The organism is Parafrankia soli, assembly GCF_001854695.1.
Classification (GTDB): domain Bacteria; phylum Actinomycetota; class Actinomycetes; order Frankiales; family Frankiaceae; genus Parafrankia; species Parafrankia soli.
The window spans coordinates 150,872-167,357 of sequence record NZ_MAXA01000235.1 but is presented as its reverse complement, the minus strand read 5'-3'; the positions used below and the strand labels follow the sequence as shown (position 1 = coordinate 167,357).

The 16,486-nt window shown below is 73.3% G+C and carries 14 protein-coding genes and 2 pseudogenes; 6 read left to right on the top strand and 10 right to left on the bottom strand.

The features are described 5' to 3' along the window. Positions 1-17: 17 nt before the first annotated feature. Both BBK14_RS24525 and BBK14_RS24520 read right to left on the bottom strand, forming a co-directional pair. On the bottom strand, positions 18-1,211 hold the full coding sequence (locus BBK14_RS24525; protein WP_071065602.1) for a thiolase family protein: 1,194 nt from the start codon (positions 1,209-1,211) through the stop codon (positions 18-20). A 145-nt stretch (positions 1,212-1,356) separates the two neighbouring features. Next, complete coding sequence (locus BBK14_RS24520; RefSeq protein ID WP_198541421.1) at positions 1,357-1,944, bottom strand: pyridoxamine 5'-phosphate oxidase family protein; 588 nt, start codon at positions 1,942-1,944, stop codon at positions 1,357-1,359. Positions 1,945-2,023: 79 nt separating this feature from the next. On the opposite strand from BBK14_RS24520, the gene BBK14_RS24515 reads away from it, so the two are divergent. Further along, entirely contained in the window at positions 2,024-2,872 is an 849-nt protein-coding gene (locus tag BBK14_RS24515; RefSeq protein ID WP_198541420.1) for a helix-turn-helix transcriptional regulator, read from the top strand. Positions 2,873-2,956: 84 nt separating this feature from the next. Beyond that, on the top strand, positions 2,957-3,319 hold the full coding sequence (locus tag BBK14_RS24510) for a hypothetical protein (RefSeq protein WP_071065600.1): 363 nt from the start codon (positions 2,957-2,959) through the stop codon (positions 3,317-3,319). Between the two features lie 292 nt (positions 3,320-3,611). Here BBK14_RS24510 and BBK14_RS24505 read toward each other — a convergent pair whose 3' ends face one another. The 6 genes and pseudogenes from BBK14_RS24505 to BBK14_RS24480 form a co-directional block, all read right to left on the bottom strand. Beyond that, a complete protein-coding gene (locus BBK14_RS24505) occupies positions 3,612-3,899 on the bottom strand; it encodes an FDXHR family putative zinc-binding protein (RefSeq protein ID WP_018503211.1) in 288 nt (95 codons plus the stop codon). Positions 3,900-4,168: 269 nt separating this feature from the next. Further along, entirely contained in the window at positions 4,169-4,726 is a 558-nt protein-coding gene (locus BBK14_RS24500; RefSeq protein WP_071065599.1) for an NUDIX hydrolase, read from the bottom strand. Between the two features lie 367 nt (positions 4,727-5,093). Next, positions 5,094-6,005, bottom strand: a complete 912-nt coding sequence (locus tag BBK14_RS24495; RefSeq protein WP_198541419.1) for an ABC transporter permease — start codon at positions 6,003-6,005, stop codon at positions 5,094-5,096. Continuing rightward, positions 6,002-6,538 (bottom strand): ATP-binding cassette domain-containing protein, encoded by a 537-nt coding sequence (locus BBK14_RS24490; protein WP_083391214.1) that lies wholly within the window; start codon positions 6,536-6,538, stop codon positions 6,002-6,004. Before BBK14_RS24490 ends, BBK14_RS24495 begins: the two co-directional genes overlap by 4 nt. A 33-nt stretch (positions 6,539-6,571) precedes the next feature. Then, positions 6,572-7,989, bottom strand: a pseudogene (tnpB, locus tag BBK14_RS24485) (IS607 family element RNA-guided endonuclease TnpB). Next, positions 7,986-8,542, bottom strand: a pseudogene (locus BBK14_RS24480) (IS607 family transposase). Before BBK14_RS24480 ends, tnpB begins: the two co-directional pseudogenes overlap by 4 nt. A gap of 675 nt (positions 8,543-9,217) precedes the next feature. On the opposite strand from BBK14_RS24480, the gene BBK14_RS24475 reads away from it, so the two are divergent. Together BBK14_RS24475 and BBK14_RS24470 are read left to right on the top strand one after the other, a co-directional pair. Then, positions 9,218-10,924 carry a sensor histidine kinase gene (locus BBK14_RS24475; RefSeq protein WP_420849190.1) on the top strand — a complete coding sequence of 569 codons (1,707 nt, stop codon included), beginning with the start codon at positions 9,218-9,220 and terminating at the stop codon, positions 10,922-10,924. A 241-nt stretch (positions 10,925-11,165) separates the two neighbouring features. Continuing rightward, positions 11,166-12,755: a bifunctional aminoglycoside phosphotransferase/ATP-binding protein gene (locus BBK14_RS24470; RefSeq protein ID WP_071065597.1), complete on the top strand. Its 1,590-nt coding sequence runs from the start codon at positions 11,166-11,168 to the stop codon at positions 12,753-12,755. A 43-nt stretch (positions 12,756-12,798) separates the two neighbouring features. On the opposite strand, the gene BBK14_RS24465 is transcribed toward BBK14_RS24470, so the two are convergent. Beyond that, positions 12,799-13,452 carry a response regulator gene (locus BBK14_RS24465; RefSeq protein WP_071065596.1) on the bottom strand — a complete coding sequence of 218 codons (654 nt, stop codon included), beginning with the start codon at positions 13,450-13,452 and terminating at the stop codon, positions 12,799-12,801. Between the two features lie 194 nt (positions 13,453-13,646). Between BBK14_RS24465 and BBK14_RS24460 the strand changes: the two genes are divergently transcribed. Continuing rightward, on the top strand, positions 13,647-14,711 hold the full coding sequence (locus BBK14_RS24460; protein ID WP_071065595.1) for an Acg family FMN-binding oxidoreductase: 1,065 nt from the start codon (positions 13,647-13,649) through the stop codon (positions 14,709-14,711). Positions 14,712-14,739: 28 nt separating this feature from the next. Beyond that, a complete protein-coding gene (locus tag BBK14_RS24455) occupies positions 14,740-15,084 on the top strand; it encodes a GNAT family N-acetyltransferase (RefSeq protein ID WP_071065594.1) in 345 nt (114 codons plus the stop codon). A gap of 151 nt (positions 15,085-15,235) precedes the next feature. On the opposite strand, the gene BBK14_RS24450 is transcribed toward BBK14_RS24455, so the two are convergent. Then, positions 15,236-16,480, bottom strand: a complete 1,245-nt coding sequence (locus BBK14_RS24450; RefSeq protein ID WP_071065593.1) for a DUF1501 domain-containing protein — start codon at positions 16,478-16,480, stop codon at positions 15,236-15,238. Positions 16,481-16,486 lie beyond the last annotated feature (6 nt).

Sequence of the window (16,486 nt, the reverse complement as noted above, 5' to 3'; positions counted from 1 at the left end):
CGCCAGTGTCAGCGTTGTCAGAGGCGTTCGATGATGGTGGCGTTGGCCATGCCGCCACCCTCACACATGGTCTGCAGGCCGTAGCGCCCGCCGGTGGCCTCCAGGTAGTTGACCATCGTCGCCATCAGGCGGACGCCCGAGCCGCCCAGCGGGTGGCCCAGCGCGATCGCACCACCGCGCGGGTTGAGCCTGGCCGGGTCGGCGTCGAACTCCTTCGCCCAGAACAGCGGGACGGACGCGAACGCCTCGTTGACCTCGTAGGCGTCGATGTCGTCGATCCGCAGGCCGGACCGGGCGAGGATCTTGCGGGTGGCCGGGGCCGGGCCGGTCAGCATGATCAGCGGCTCGCTACCGGCGAGGGCGAAGGCGTGGAAGCGGGCCCGCGGGCGCAGCCCGAGCTCGACGGCCTTCGACTCGCTCATGATCAGAGCGGCGGACGCGCCGTCGGTCAGCGGGGAGGAGTTGCCCGGGGTGATGTGCCAGCCGATCTCCGGGAACCGCTGCGCGAACTGCTCGGTGTAGAAGGACGGCTTGAGGGCCGCGAGACCCTCGGCCGTGGTGGTCGGCCGGACGGTCTGGTCGACGGTGTGCGTGAACGTGCTGCCGTCCGGCGCGAGCGCCTCGACGGGGACGATCTCGTTGTCGAAGCCGCCGGCCTCGGCCGTCGCCGCGGCCCGCTGGTGCGACAGCGCGGAGAACTCGTCGAGCTCCTCGCGGGTCAGCTTCCAGCGGGCGGCGATCAGCTCGGCGCCGATGCCCTGGTTGGCCAGGCCCTCGGGGTAGCGGGCGATCATGCCCGGCCCGCGCGGGTCCTTCCCCGCCGCCGCGAAGCGCATCGGGATCCGGCTCATCGACTCGACGCCGCAGGCCACCACGACGTCGTAGGCGCCGGCCATCACGCCCTGCGCGGCGAAGTGCAGCGCCTGCTGGCTGGAGCCGCACTGCCGGTCGACGGTGGTCGCCGGCACCGACTCGGGGTAGCCGGCGGAGAGCACCGCACTGCGGCCGATGTTCGCCGACTGCTCACCGGCCTGGCCGACGCACCCGGCGATGACGTCGTCGATGAGCGCCGGGTCGAAGTCGTTCCGGCTGGTCAGCGCCTTCAGTGTCGTGGCGAGAAGCTCCACGGGGTGGGTCTCGGACAGCGCGCCGCCCGGCTTGCCCCGCCCTGAGGGGGTGCGCACGACGTCGACGATGACTGCGTTCTCCATGGGACTCCCTCACCGGCCGCCGGCACGATGCTTCTCTAGCGCTCGCTCAGTGGGACTTCTCGGACGTTACGAGCGCCCCGTCTCCAGGGTCAAGGAGTACGCCAGCGGGCCGCCGACCACGTGGGGTGCGCGGCGTCGTCACCGCTCACGGGCCGGACTGCTCGCGGACCGGAGTGTCGTTGCCCCGGCGCAGCACCCGCAGGCCGCGGCCGTCGGGCCGCCAGGTCTCGATGACCATCTCCTGGTCGTCCATCCAGATACGGACGATCTCGGTGATCCGTACGCGGAACAGGTCGAACGGGGTCGGCGGATCAACCTCCTCGACGAAGCGCAGGCGCGTGTCCGGATCGTCCACCCACTCGGCCCGGCCGGCGATCCGGACGTCCCCGCCGTGCATGTCGGTTCCGGGGCCGGGGTTCGCGTGCAGCGCGAACCGCTGGTCGCGGAGCAGGTCGTCCGACTTGCGCGCGCCCGGCATCCCGCCCAGCCACAGCTCGCCCAGGCGGAACTCGGCCTCGAGCCCGCTGACCCGGGGCGAGCCGTCGGCCCGCAGTGTCGCCAGCACGTGATGACGGAAGGTTCCGAACCGCTCGCGTACCGTCCGGGTGAACTCGGGCTCGGTGGCCTCCACCTCGCCCCAGCTCACGCCCGCCGCATCCGTTCCCGGGCCGGCCGGCCGCTCCGTCGTCGTGCTCGTGCTCGGCTTCGTGGTTGTGCTCGTGTCCGTCGTCATGGGCCCATCGTCGCCGCGGACCCTGACATCTTCTGTCCGGGTCCGCGGTTACCTTCGGTCAATGCGCTCCAGCCGGCTGATGGCTCTGCTGCTCCATCTGCAGGCGCATGGCCGGGCCACGGCGGGGGAGCTCGCCGCCCAGTTCGAGGTGTCCGTCCGTACCGTGCGCCGGGACGTGGCCGCGCTCGCCGAAGCGGGTGTCCCACTGTGGTCTGAGCCCGGCCCGCACGGCRGGATCCGTCTCGTCGAGGGCTGGCGGACGAACCTGGACAGGCTGACCGGCGACGAGGCGTCCGCGCTGCTCCTCGCCGGGGCGGGCGGGGACGTGCTCGGCGGCCTCGGCCTCGAGACGGTCGCCGCGGCCGCGCAGACCAAGATCCTCGCGACGCTGCCGCCGGAGCTGCGGGCACGGGCGGGCCGGGTCCGGGAACGCTTCCACCTCGACGCGCCGGGCTGGTTCGGCTCCGAGGAGCCCGTGCCGCACCTCGTGGCCCGCGGCGGGTCCGCCGTCCGCAGCTACCGGATCGGCCGGATCATCGAGGCTGCGGTCCGAAGCGGGCCGGAGGGCCGCTTCACCCGGCCCGCCGACTTCCACCTGGCGCGGTGGTGGGCGTCGTCGAACGAGGACTTCGCGCGCTCGCTGCTGCGCTGGCCGGCGCGGCTGTCGCTGTCCCCGCGAGGCCTGCGGAGCCTGCCCGGAGTGCTCGGCCCGCTGGCCGGCCAGCGGGCGCTGGCCACGGCCGGCGAGCCCGACGCGGATGGCTGGCGGGAGGTGGAGGTCTGGTTCGAGGGCCCCGATGTCGCCGAGAGCCAGCTCTGGGCATTCGGCCCGCACGTGCGGGTACTCGCCCCCGACTCCCTGCGCGAGGCCCTCGCGCGGACGGCACAGCAGGCGGCGGCGAACAACGGCGCTCCGAAGTCCGGCTGAGCCGCCCGCCGCACCGGCCCCGCTCCGCGCCCGCGCTGCCCGGTCGCGCCGCGCTGCTCGCCCGCGCTGCACCTGCGGCCCGGGGTGCGGGAGTGGTACCTCGGCTGGCTCGGGGAGCATCACCCCGACCTCCTCCCGCTGTACCGATCCCTCTACGGCGGGGGCTCCTACGCGCCGCGGGCCTACAGCGAGCGGATCTCCGCCCTGGTCCGGGACCTGGCCCGCCGGTACGGCATCGCCGGTGCCGCCGCGCCGGCCGCCTCACCGGCCTCCTCTCGGTGGGCGCCGGCGGAGGCACGTGGGGTGCGTGGGACGAATGGGGTGCGGGGTGGGCGTGCGGCGGTCATCCGCCGTGGTCCGACACGTGCCGTTACGGCGGTGTCCGCAGCGGTGGCCGGCCGGGCGCCGCTGGAGGAGCAGCTCCTCCTGCCCGGCTTCGGTTCCTGACCGGGCCGCTCGTTCCCCACCGCGCGGGCTCGGGCCGCCCGCGTTCCACGCTGCGTGATTCTTCTGTCGAACTGCGGGTGCGGCACGTAATGCGGTGTCAGGCCTTACCCGCGCCGAATCCTGGCTTATGACTGATCGTCCTGCGCAACCGGTGGGGAATCACCTCTTGTGGGCAGGGATCGGCAGGAAACCCGGCCGGTGAGTGCCGAGAACCGACGTCCGAAGGTTCGGCGCCGGGGGTCGGCGGCGGCTGCCGGGCGGCTGGCACCAGCGTCGCCAGCACCTGCGAGGGTCACGCGGGACGGGCGACCGTGTCGGTCGTGACCTGGCGCGGGATCGTGACAAGTCGGCCCGGGGATCGCTCGTCCTCCCTGCGCCAGTAGCCGCCGTCCGAGCGCAAGCCGGCCTCGCCGGGAGCCAGGCATCGTCCGCTGTCGCGGTGCGCGTCGAAGCCGGCGTACCCGACGAAGGTCTCGTGGCAGGTCGGGCAGTGCGCCGCGGTCAGCGCCGTCCAACGCACATCGCAGCGACCGCATCCGATGAGCGTCGGACGGTCGTAGTCGATGTCGCGGCCGGCCAAGAGCCACCCCCCCTCGTGTTTGCGGACGAATCCGCACTTCGCGCGGCCCGTCGCCGTCGAGCCGATTCTTTACGCTTGCCCAGTACTCCGGGCCGCATATGCGGGATCGACCGTAACGATTTCGTCGGCCGGGCAACCATGCGGGGGGCTACCAGCGGGCGAGTCTGCCAAGAATGTTACCCTTCGTATCCGCATGGATCCAAATAGTGTGTGGTGTCGAGAGGGTCGCCGCGGGCCCGCCGCCGTGGCCGCGGCGCGCGTCGTGGGGGTCAGCGGGCGCGCAGCGCGTCGAGGGGCGAGAGCCCCCCGGGCGTCGGCGGTCGGACAGGATGCCACCCGGGTTCGGAGTACCGCTCGCCGCGCCGCCAGTGGACGAGCGCGGTGCGGTCGAGCGGGTCCAGGTCGATCTGGAGCTCGCCCAGCGGCCGCCAGCAGGTCTGGATCGCCTCCGGCACGCCCTCGCCGGACTCGCCCGCCGGCGCGGCCCCGGCCGCGCCCGGGCCGACGGCATCGTCCCAGCAGTGCGCGGTGAAGTACAGGGACACCCGCTCCTCGCCGGCGAGCCGGTGGTGCGCGGCATGGGCGAGGGTCAGCTCCGCCTCGTCGGCCCGGAGGCCGGCGACCTCCGCGGCCAGGCGCACGGCCGTCTCCCGTGCGGGTTCGCCCAGTCGTAGCGGCGCGCCGGGCAGGCGCCACACCAGCGCCGGCGGCTCCGGCCGGCGTGTGCCCGCCGACGACCGCGGCTGCCGGGGCGTGGTGTCACGGGCCGTCGTCGCGTCACACGCGGTCCTGGCGTCGCGGGTGGTGAGGAGCACCGCGTCGTCCATGACGATGATCAGGTGTAGGTCGACCGGGAGACAGAGAGAACGCGACGGATACAAGGCCAACTACCGGCGCGCACCGTGCCGGCCCCGCGAGTGGCGTACATGTCGGGCCCTCGCTGCCGGTCGTCCTTCAGCCGTGGCGGCTGCCCCGTGAACGGCGGCCTGCCCGCGGCGAACGACGGGCTGATCAAGGGTCAACACTGCCTCCACGGACGATCTCGCTCGGTTTCCAGCACTTCAGGCTGAGAACAGATCATCGAGGTCTGAACGTGCAGTTGCAAGACCGCGGATGCAAAAACCGATGCAAGGGGCCACTGCACGTGCGTCCGGGCACCTTCGTCCGGGCTGATCAGGCTGTCTCGGGAGCCGGTCAACTCCGGCCGCGATACATCCGCATCGTCAGGGGGCCGAACACGATGAGCAGAAGCGCGCACGACAGCGCGACCCATCCGAGCTGCTCAGCCGTGGCGACGCCGTGCATCAGCCCGCGGGAGGCGTTCGTCGTGTGGGTGATCGGGTTGACGTCGACGAAGGCCTGGAGCCACCCGGGCAGCGTCTCCTGCCGCACGAAGATGTTGCTGACGAAGGTCAGTGGAAAAAGAATCATCATGCTCACGCCCATCACCGAGTTCGGGGTGCGCAGCACCATCGCCAGCACCGTCCACACCCAGGTGAGGCTGAACGAGAAGGCGATGACGACGGCCACCGCGGCCAGGACGCCGAGCGCGCCCCCCTCCGGCCGGAAACCGATCGCCAGCCCCAGCGCGAGGATGAGGACGGCGGCGATCGAATAGCGGAACACGTCGCCCAGCAGCGCTCCGACGAATGCGGACGGCTGCCAGATCGGCAGTGACCGCAACCGGTCGAAGACGCCCTTGGTGATGTCGGTGTTGACGGTCACCCCGGTGTAGACCGTGATCATCACGATCGCCTGGACGAGGATTCCGGGCAGCAGGAACTGCACGTACTCCTGCGTCGACCCGGCGAGCGCGCCGCCGAACAGATAGGTGAACATCAGGGTCAACATGATCGGGAAGACGGTCACGTCGAAGAGCTGCTCGGGCACATGTCTGATCTTCAGCAGGGCCCGCCAGCCGAAGGTGAGCGAGGCCGCCAGCGGGGTGGGCCGCGCCGGGCGGGCACCGGTCGCGAGCACCGCGCGCAGATCCGGCGGCACGGCCGCCCCGGCCGCCGGCGGCCTTGTGCCCGCACCGGAGCCCGTGCCCGTGGCGCCTGTTCCGGCGGCGTCTGTTCCGGCGGTGGTCGTCTCGGCGGCGGTCATGCGACCCTCGCTCCGTTCGTGTCGGTGGTGGTCTCGGTGGGGGTGGGCGCGAACTCGGTCAGCTCGATGCCCGCGCGGTTCAGCCCCGCCAGCGCCTCCGCCACGGGCTCGCCGTCCGAGACCCGGGCGGAGAGCGCCACCTGGTCCGACTCGTACCGGACGGGGACGCCCAGTGCGCCGGTGAGCAGGCGCTCGGCGTCCGCCCGCCGCTCGGGCAGGCGGACGCGCACACGGAGGGTGCCCGAACCGACCGAGGACTTCAGTTCGCCCGGAGTGCCCTCGGCGATCACTCTTCCGTGGTCGATCACCGCGATCCGGTCGGCGAGCTGGTCGGCCTCGTCCAGGTACTGGGTGGTGAGGATGACGGTCGTGCCACCGGCGACCAGCGCCCGGACGATGTCCCACACCTGGGCACGGCTGCGCGGGTCGAGGCCGGTGGTCGGCTCGTCGAGGAACATCAGGTCGGGGGTGACGACGAGGCTCGCGGCGATGTCCAGCCGGCGGCGCATCCCGCCCGAGTAGGTCTTGGCCATGCGCCGTTGCACGAGAGCGCCGGGTAGCGCCGCTCATGCCGTCTCACCTTTCGGTGAGGCACCCCGGGTCTGACCAGCCTTGGCCGTGCCCGGTTCCCGCTTCACAGCCACCCGCCGCCGCGCCAGTGGTGCTGGCGCGTTGGTCTTACGGTCGGCTCCACGGGCTGTTTTAACGTCGCCGATGTACTCGCGGTCGACGAGCCGAGCCAGGTTGACCGCCGCGTTCTCGTCGCGGTCGATCACCAGCCCGCAGGACTTGCAGCGCAACGAGCGCTCCGACAGCGTCAGGCTTGGGTTTCGCCAGCCACAGCCGGAACAGGTCTTCGAGCTTGGGTACCAACGGTCCGCGACGTGCAGGTGCGCGCCATGCCAGCCGGGCACGTACACGTCCGTCCTGGTCTTCGGATCGCGAACCCACCGGCCGCACTTGTACTCCAACTGGCGGCGCAGTTCGCCCATGCCGACGTCGCAGACCGCCTTCGCCAGGCTGCGGTTGCGCACCATGCCGGCGACGTGCAGATCCTCGATGACCACCGTGTGGTGGGTCCGGGCGAGTTCGGTGGTGACCTTGTGCAGCCCGTCGCGCCGCTGGTTGGCGGTGTGGGCATGCTGTTTCGCCAGGTCGGCGGCGAGCTTCTGCCTGCCGCTGCTGCCCGGCCGCGACCTGGCGTAGGCGCGGGAGGTCTTGCGGAGCTTCTTCTCGGCCCGCGCGACGTGCTTGGGGTTCGGGACCTTCTCACCGGTCGACAGGACGGCGAGGTGCTTCACGCCCAGGTCGACACCGATCACGCCACCAGCACTCTGCCGGGCGGACGGCCCGTCGGGGATCTCCCGCTCGACCTGCACGGTGAACGACACGAACCAGCGCCCAGCCGTGCGGGACACGGCCGCACCGAGGAGGCGGGCACGGCCGTCGCCGAGCAGGGCGGTGAGCGTGCCCATCGGCTCGTGGACCTTCACCCGGCCGATCCGGGGCAGTTTCACATGCCGGTCCCCGTCCGGACCGTAGGAGCCGGTGGTGTACCGGAACGAGTCACGGGCCTTCCCGCGCTTCCTGAACCGGGGGAAACCGGCCGTGCGGCCTTTCCGCTTGCCCTTGCGGGAGTCGGAGAAGTTCTTCAACCCGGCGGCCAACTGCGCCAGCCCGGCGGAGAACGCCTCCTTCGAGCACTCCGCCCACCACGGCGCGATGTCGTTCTTCACCGTGTTCCAGGCCAGGCCAGGCCAGGCCAGGCCAGGCGCAGCGCGGGCAGCGTCCACGGAACCGCGGTGAGCAGGTCACCGGCCAGCCCGTGGGACTCCTCGGCCTCACGCTGCGCCAGCGCGGCCTTCACCCGAGCCAGGCCCCAGTTGAACGCGAACCTGCACGCGCCCGCGTGCCGGCGTAAGCCGGCACGCTGGACGTTGTTCGGGTCGAGCGCGAACCGGTACGCCTGCAGCGTTGTCTTCACGTGGCTGCCTCGGTGGCGGCCGCGACGGCGCGAGCGGCCCGGTTCGCGGTGCCGCGGCGGCCATAGAGCCGGGCGCACATCGACGTCAGGATCTCGGTGATGTCCCGTACCAGGTCGTCGTCGACCTCCGAGGGATCGACGACCAGCAGCCGCCGGCCGTTCGCGGCAAGTGCGGCCTCGACATACTCGGCGCCGAACCGGGCGAAGTGGTCCCAGTGCTCGACGACGATCGTCGTCACCTCCGGGTCACCCAGCAACGCGAGGAACTTCCGGCGGTGCCCGTTCAACGCGGAGCCGACCTCGGTCACGACCTTGCCGACGGCCAGGTTCTGACCGGCGGTCCAGACGACGATCCGGGCGACCTGCCGGTCAAGGTCCGGCTCCTGGTCGGCGGACGAGACACAGGCGTAGACCGCCACCGTCCCCGACGGGACCGATCGCGCGGGCTCGTCAACGAGGATCAGCCCGCCGACCCGACGGGCAGGGACCGGAAGCCTGCGTCAAGGAACCACTGGCGGGCGGTGGAGTTGCCGGCACCGTTCGGCCTGAGCACCCCGTAGACGCTGCCGGCCGCGACGTGCAGGTCGAGCCCGTCGACGGCGCGGGTGCCGCCGAAGGTCTTCACCAGGCCCACGGCCTCGACGGCGGGCGGGGAATGTGTGTTCATCACGCCTCCGGAACGTGTCGTCTGGCCGCAGCCGCAGCCGCAGCCGCAGCCGCAGCCGCAGCCGCAGCCGCAGCCGCCGAGCGACGGGCGGGCGCCAGGCGGCCACCGGCCAACTTGCTGAGCACGGTAGGCGCGACCTCCGACAGTTCGGCTCGGCCGCCGCCGGGGGTGCCGAAAGGCCCCACGCGGTGAGCCTGTGCGGTATCCGTCTCCGTGCTGGTCGTGGCCCGGTCGGCAGCGCGCCCACCTGGGACGGGACGCCTGGGCCCGGTCCGTCCGGCCGTCCCGGGGGCGAGCGATCGGGGCTGGCGGTGCGCTGGTATTCGATAGCGTCTGTAGACCATGGACCCGTGGCCCGAGGGTGTCGGCGGCGATCACCGTCTCGGCGGCGATTCCGGCGCCGCCGCCGGTGCCGCTGGTGCAGGCGGCGGTGCCGGCACCGGCGCCGGAATCGACGAGATCCGGGAGATCCACGAAATTCAGCAGATCCGGGAAATACGCGAGATCCAGGAGATCCTGACGGCTCGGGATGTCGAGGAGACCACTGAGAGCCTCAAGATCATGGACGTCCCGGACGCGTTCGACGAGTTCGGCGCGGAGCGCCCCGGCCGGCTCGAGCTGGACGAGCTGATGGCGCAGCTCGTCGAGCGCGCGCATGAGGTGATGACCACCCAGGGCCGGCTGCGCGGCCTGCTGCGGGCGCACCGCGCGGTCGCCGCCGACCTGAGCCTGGAGGTCGTCCTCCGGCGGATCGCGGAGGCCGCCTGCGAGCTGGTCGACGCCCGCTACGGCGCGCTCGGCGTGATCGCCCGCGACGGCCGGCTCGAACAGTTCATCCACGTCGGGATGGACGCCGATCTGGTCGGCCGGATCGGCCACCTGCCTCGCGGCGAGGGGGTGCTCGGGCTGCTGACCGCCGAGCCCCGGGCCGTCCGCCTCGACGACATCGCCGCGCACGAGCACGCGGTCGGCTTCCCGCCCGGCCACCCGCCGATGCGCACGTTCCTCGGCGTCCCGATCAAGGTCCGCAGCGAGGTCTTCGGGAACCTCTACCTGACCGAGAAGCGCGGCGGGCGTCGTTTCACCGCGCAGGACGAGGAGCTCGTCCTGGCCCTCGCCGCGAGCGCCGGCGTGGCGATCGAGAACGCCCGGCTGTTCGGTGCGGCGCAGCGCCGCCAGCAGTGGCTGCAGGCATCCGCGGACATCATGCGCCACCTGCTGGCGGACGGGCCGGAGCCGCTCACGCTGATCGTCGCGCGGGCCCGCGAGGTCGCCGACGCCGATCTGGCGTGCGTCCTGCTCGCCGCCGGGGCGACCGAGGAGCTGCTCGTCGACGCGGCCGACGGCCCGCAGGCCGACCGCCTCCTGGGCGAGTCCGTGCCGACGGCCGGAACCCTCGCCGGCCGGGCGGTCGCGGCCGGGCGGCCCCTGCTGGTCGACGACGCCGCGGCCGAGCCGGGCGTCACCGGCTTCGGCGGCCTCGACATCGGCCCGCTGATGGTCATCCCCCTGGTCGGGGCGCAGGTCGGGACGGGCGCGGTCGTGCTGGCCCGGGGGCCCGCGGGCCGGCCGTTCGCCGACGGCGATCTGGACATGGCGGCGACGTTCGCCGGGCATGTGCAGGTCGCCCTCGGCCTGGCCGCGTCCCGGGCCACCCGTGACCGGCTGCTCGTCCTGGAGGACCGCGACCGGATCGCCCGTGACCTGCACGACCACGTCATGCAGCGGCTCTACGCCGTCGCGCTGGGCCTGCAGGGGATGGCGGCCGCCGAGGACCGCCCGCAGTCCGCCGGCCGGCTCGCCACCTACGTCGACGACCTCGACGCGACCATCCGGGAGATCCGCTCGACGGTCTTCGAGCTGCGCGGGCGGCGCAGCACCGGCGGGCCGGGCGTGCGGGCCCGCCTCGGCGAGATCGTCGAGGAGGTCGCCGAGGCGCTCGGCTTCAGCCCGCGCCTGCGGGTGGACGGCCCGCTCGACACCGCGCTGGAGGGGAACATCGCCGACCATCTCCTCGCCGTCGCGCGGGAGAGCCTGTCGAACGTGGCGCGCCACGCCCGCGCCAGCCGGGTGGAGCTGTCGGTCACCGTCGGCCAGGGCTGGCTGTGCGCCGAGGTCACCGATGACGGGGTCGGGCTGGGCGACACCGGCCGGCGCAGCGGCCTGCACAACCTGCGCAGCCGCGCCGAGGAGCTCGGTGGGACCTTCGACATCGTCCCCGGCCCGTCCGGCGGCACCCAGCTGCGCTGGGCGGTCCCGCTGCCGTAGCCCGCCGGCCGCTCGAACCGGGCCCCGCGGTGGACGTCCGGCGCCGGACGTCCGGGCTGTCGTCGACGGGTCCGAGGACCATCGCGGGGGGTGCAAAGGACCTCCCGGTCCGTGCCCTCGGAGGGACCAACAGGGGGGTCGCGCGCGGCACGATGGTTCCCGGTGAGACGGACCATCGACAGGACAGCGGCGATCGGATCCCGGCGGCGGGGGCGGCGGTGTCCGGTGTGCAGGAGGTGCCATGCCGGCTGACCAGAAGACCGCGGCGTCAGTCCCGGCCGATCTGTGGTCTCGCCCGACCGGCGAGACGCGGGTCGTCGAGACGGGGAGCGCGGTCCTCTGCCTGCACGGTGATCGTGTCTACAAACGGAAGAAACCCGTTGAGCCGGGGCTCCTCGACCTGCGGAGCCGGGCGGCCCGGCTGGCGGCCTGCCGCGCCGAGGTGGAGCTGAACCGGCGGCTCGCTTCCGACGTGTACCTGGGGGTCGCCGACGTCCTCGGCGACGGCGGCGAGGTGTGCGACCATGCCGTCGTCCTGCGGCGAATGCCCGCCGGCCGCCGGCTCTCCGCGCTGGTGCGCCACTCGGACCGCGTCGACGACCAGCTCCGCGCCGTCGCGCGGGCGGTCGCCGCGTTCCACGAGCGGTGCGGGACGTCCGAGGTGATCGGCCGTTCCGGCGACGCCGAGGCTGTCGCGGGGCAGTGGAAGGAGGCGCTCGGCGGCCTCGAGCCCTTCCAGGGGAAGGTCATCGACGCCGACGTCGTCGACGAGATCGGGCGGCTGGCGCTGCGGTACCTGGCCGGCCGCGGCCCGCTGCTGGCCGAGCGCCGGCGCGCCGGGCGGATCCGCGACGGCCACGGCGACCTGCGGGCCGAGAACATCCACTGCCTCGACGACGGCCCGCGCATCCTGAACCGGGTCGAGTCCGACCCGCGGCTGCGGGCCGGGGACGTCCTCGGCGACGTCGCCGTTCTGGTGATGGACCTGGAGCGGCTCGGCTCGCCCGAGGACGCCGAGCGCCTGATGCGCTGGTACCGCGACTTCTCCGCGCAGGCCCATCCGCCTTCGCTCGAGCACTTCTACATCGCCTACCGGGCCTTCACCGAGGCCCGGGTGACCTGCCTGCGGTACCGGCGGATCCTGGCCGAGGCGGGGGCGGAGGCCGGCCCGGGCCCGGGCGCCGAGGCCGGCGAACGGGCCCGGCGGCTCGCCGACATCGCCTACCGGCACCTGCGCCGGGCCCGGGTACGGCTGGTCCTGGTCGGCGGCCTGCCTGGCACCGGGAAATCGACCCTCGCCCGTCGGCTCGCCGACGCGGACGACGGCCGCCTGCTGCTGCGCTCCGACGCCGTGCGGGCGGAGCTCGCCGCCGACGGCCACGCCGATCCGGACACTCCCGGTAGCGGGCCTGCCATCCCGGAGCGGCCCGCCGTGCCCGCGGACCTCGGCGCGTCCTTCATCTGGCCGTTGTCCTCGGAGATCACCGCGCGGACCTACACGGTGCTGCTGTCCCGTGCCCGCCGGGCACTGGAACGCGGCGAGACGGTGATCATCGACGCCTCCTGGTCGGACGGCCGCCACCGCGCGGCGGCCGCGCGGCTGGCGCGCGAGACGGCCGCGGAGTTCCTCGAGCTGCGCTGCGTGACCTCACCGGAGGTCGCGGCCACGCGGCTGACCCGCCGGGACTCCGCCAGCGACCCAGCTGGCGCCACGTCCGCGGTACACCGCGCGATGAGCTCGTGGGCGGAGCCGTGGCCGACCGCCAGGGTGATCCAGACGACCGTGCCGGTCGCCGAGGTGTTCCACGCCGCCGAGCGCTGCATTGCCTGACGGGCGTCCGGCGGGCCTGACGGCCGCTTTCTAGGCGCTGCCGTCAGGCGTGGCGACGCGCGGCGTACACGGCGGCCTGCGTGCGGCTGCTCAGGCCCAGCTTGTCGAGGATCGACGAGACGTAGTTCTTCACGGTCTTCTCGGAGAGGTGCAGCCGGCCGGCGATCTGGCGGTTGGTCAGGCCCTCGGCGATCAGGACCAGGATCTCCCGCTCCCGGGTGCCCAACACCGCCGAGGCCCGGCCCACGTCGCTTCCCTCCCGGAGCCGGGCGAGGACCCTGGCGGTCACGGCCGGGTCGAGCAGGGAGCCGCCGGCCGCGATGGTCCGGATCGCGCCAACGAGGTCGGTGCCGCGGATCTGCTTGAGCAGGTAGCCCGCCGCCCCTGCCATGATCGCGGCGAAGAGCGCGTCATCGTCGTCGTAGGACGTGAGGATCAGACAGCCGACCTCGGGGCAGGCCGCGCGGATGTCCCGGCAGACGTCGATGCCGCTGCCGTCCTCCAGCCGGGCGTCGAGCAGCGCGACGTCCGGCCGCAGGCGGGGGACGAGGGCGGCCGCCTCGGCCCCGGTCGACGCCTCGCCCACGACCTCGATGCCGCCGGCGTCACTGAGCACCTCGCGGACCCCACGGCGGACGATCTCGTGGTCGTCAAGGAGGAAGACCCGTACCGTGGGTAGCTCTCGTACTGCGTCCATCTCTCGTGCCGTGTGAATCCCCCGTACCGTGTGCGTCCCCGCAGCGTCCATTCGGGCAACAATAGCCGCGGTGCGGCGCTTTCCGGTCACCGAGCGACGGCGGACCGCAACGAGACACGCGTCCGCCCCGGGGCCGGGGGAGCCGGCGCCCGGGCAGGCATAAGGATGCTCGGAGCAGACAGACGGGAGAGGTCATGGTCGACACCGCGGTACGCCTGACGGAGGACGACGCCCGCGCGATCGTGGCGCAGGCCACGCTCGCGCCGTCGATCCACAACACCCAGCCCTGGCGGTGGCGCTTCGACGCCGACGGTCTGCACCTGTTCGCCGATCCCGAGCGGTTGCTGCACGTCGCCGACCCGGAGGGACGCCAGCTCCTGGTCAGCTGCGGGGCCGCCCTGACCTTCGCCCGGCTCGCCGCGCGCTCGCGAGGCCTGCTCCCCGTCGTGGCCCTCGGCCCGCTCGACGACGGCGCCCCGCCGTCCGCGGACGTCCCGCTGGCCACGATCGCCGTAGCGGACCGCCGCCCGCCCGCGCCGGCCGAGGCGGAGCTGGCGGCTGCGATGTCCAACCGGCACACCGACCGCCGTCCGTTCCTGACAGGGGAGCGGGGGCGGCTCGGGGCCGACGACCTCGCCGCGCTGCGCCGCGCTGCCGAGGCGGAGTCGGCCTGGGTGCGGTTCGTGGAGAGCGCGGACGCCCGGGTCGAGACGTCGGTCCTGCTCTCCCGCGCGGACTGGCAGGAGGCCCACGATCCCGCCTACACCGAGGAACTGAGGCACTGGAGCCGCACCTCGCCGCAGGCACGCGACGGCATCCCCCGCGAGGCCGTCGTCGGTGGCGCGGCGACGCGCCAGTCCGAGTTCGTCCTGCGGGACTTCGACGTGGTCGGCGGCCTCGAACCGGCCGGCGCGGCCGGTTCGTCCGAGCCGGCGGTGGAGCAGCCGGCGGTGGAGCGGCTGGAGGTGGAGCGGCCGACGGTCGTCGCCATCGGCACCGACTCGGATCGGCCCACCGACCGGCTGCTCGCCGGCGGCGCGACGGGCCGGGTGCTGCTCACGGCGACGGCGCGCGGGCTCGCCGCCTCACCGCTGGGGCAGGTGCTGGACGTCTCCGCCATCCGCGAGCTGATGCGTTCGGCGACCGGGGGCATCGGTCACGTGCAGATGCTGCTGCGGCTGGGCCGCCCCGACCCCGAGCAGCCGCCGCTGGCGGCCACCCCCCGGCGGCCGGTCGAGGAGATCCTCGACATCGCCTGATCCGCGCGGACCGGCAAGGATGGGCGCCATGGACGTGACAGTCGTCGACAACCCCCCGGCCGGCCGGTTCGAGGCCAGAACTCCGACCGGGGAGGTCGCGGGGTTCGCCGAGTACACGCGGTCGAGCTCGCGAATCATCTTCACCCACACCGAGGTCGATCCGGCCTACAAGGGCACCGGCGTGGGCTCCGCGTTGGCTGCTGGGGCGCTCGATTCGGCGCGCGCCCAGGGCTTGGCCGTCATCCCCCGGTGCCCGTTCATCAAGGCCTACATAGATCGGCATCCCGCGTACGCGGACCTGGTACGACGGCCCTCCACCTCCTCACCCGCCCACGAGCCGGCACCAGGAGCCGGGCCGACAGCGGGGCCCTGACCAGCGCTGAGGCCCTGACCAGCGCTGAGGGGCTGACCAGCATCGGGCGTCGGGCCAGCGCCGGGGCCCCGGCGGACACCGGGGCCCCAGCTGCCTTCTCGAGGAGGGGACGTCCACCGCGCGTCGGGGATACAGCGCGCAGGAGATCGCGTCAGGCCGAGGTGACCCCGACCGGGGCGTGGGTCAGCCCGGGGAAGACCGTCCCGAGCTGCTCCTGGGACATCCCGAGCCAGCGGATCACGTCGCCCAGGACGTTGCGGTAGTCGTTCAGGACGGGCACCGCGCCGTCGTCCAGCTGGTCGGGCGCGAGGCCCGTCCACTTGCCGTGCACCCCGCCGACCGCGCCGCCGCCGATCACGAACATGACGCCGCCGCCGCCGTGGTCGGTCCCGCCGTTTCCGTTGGTGTCCGCGCGCCGGCCGAACTCCTGGATGGTGACCAGGGTGACGTCGGCGGCCTGCGGGCCGAGGTCGGCGAAGAACGCCGCGATCGAGTCGCCCTGCCGCTTCTGCAGCGTCGCCAGGCTGCCGGTCACCCCGCCCTGGCCGACATGGGTGTCGTAGCCCCCGGTCTCCATCGCCGCGACCCGGAGCCCGGTCCCGGATTTGATCAGGCGGGCGACGTCCCGTAGCGCTCGGCCCAGGCCCTCGTCGGGGTAGGTCACGCCGTCGGCCGGGGTGTAGGGCTTGGCCGCGATCTGCTTGCCCTCGGCTAGCGCGGCCAGGGTCGTCGCGACGCCGCGGGCGTAGGGGCGGCCGGCGTCGGGGCCGGCGAAGAGCGCGCCGAGCGCGGTGGCCGTCGCGGTCTCCTCGGCACCCTGGCCCCAGCCGTTCGCCTTGAAGTTGTCGATGCCGTTGAGGGTCAGGGCCTCGGCGGAGCCGAGGTAGGAGGTCGGCAGCGAGCCGCCCTCCTGGATCCCGCGGAACGCCGAACCCGGGCTCAGGACGCTCAGCAGGCGGGCAAGATAACCGCTGTTCTGGCCGGCACCGCCGATCTCGAGGTTGAACGTGTCCTGAAAGTGGCTGCGTGAGTTGTCGAGCAGCCCCGCGGCGGGAACCGCCGCCACCTTCCCGGCATCCAGCAGCGGCTTCAGCGACGCGTACGCGGGATGCAGGCCGAACGTCCGATCCATCGGGATGAGCTGGCCCGTCGGGATGGCGATGTCGGCGCGCAGGCCCGCGTAGTTCGGGTCCGCGCCCGGCACCAGTGCGTTCAGGCCGTCCATCCCGCCGCGCAGCGAGATCACGACCAGGGTTCGGCCGGGGGCGTCGGCGAAGGCCACGCGGATCGGCAGCACGGAGGCGACGCCGGCCGTGATGCCGACGGCGCCGGCCGCCGCGAGAACTCCGCGCCGGCTGAGCGTGCACTGGTCGGCCGCAGGCAGATTCTTTACCATCGGTCG

Bases quoted from the DNA above. Each gene is read 5' to 3' on its own strand.
- BBK14_RS24520 (WP_198541421.1), bottom strand. From the start codon at position 1,944: ATGACGACGGACACGAGCACAACCACGAAGCCGAGCACGAGCACGACG.
- BBK14_RS24455 (WP_071065594.1), top strand. From the start codon at position 14,740: ATGGACGTGACAGTCGTCGACAACCCCCCGGCCGGCCGGTTCGAGGCC.
- BBK14_RS24470 (WP_071065597.1), top strand. From the start codon at position 11,166: ATGCCGGCTGACCAGAAGACCGCGGCGTCAGTCCCGGCCGATCTGTGG.
- BBK14_RS24465 (WP_071065596.1), bottom strand. From the start codon at position 13,452: ATGGACGCAGTACGAGAGCTACCCACGGTACGGGTCTTCCTCCTTGAC.
- BBK14_RS24450 (WP_071065593.1), bottom strand. From the start codon at position 16,480: ATGGTAAAGAATCTGCCTGCGGCCGACCAGTGCACGCTCAGCCGGCGC.
- BBK14_RS24500 (WP_071065599.1), bottom strand. From the start codon at position 4,726: ATGGACGACGCGGTGCTCCTCACCACCCGCGACGCCAGGACCGCGTGT.
- BBK14_RS24525 (WP_071065602.1), bottom strand. From the start codon at position 1,211: ATGGAGAACGCAGTCATCGTCGACGTCGTGCGCACCCCCTCAGGGCGG.
- BBK14_RS24490 (WP_083391214.1), bottom strand. From the start codon at position 6,538: ATGGCCAAGACCTACTCGGGCGGGATGCGCCGCCGGCTGGACATCGCC.
- BBK14_RS24495 (WP_198541419.1), bottom strand. From the start codon at position 6,005: ATGACCGCCGCCGAGACGACCACCGCCGGAACAGACGCCGCCGGAACA.
- BBK14_RS24460 (WP_071065595.1), top strand. From the start codon at position 13,647: ATGGTCGACACCGCGGTACGCCTGACGGAGGACGACGCCCGCGCGATC.
- BBK14_RS24475 (WP_420849190.1), top strand. From the start codon at position 9,218: ATGGACGTCCCGGACGCGTTCGACGAGTTCGGCGCGGAGCGCCCCGGC.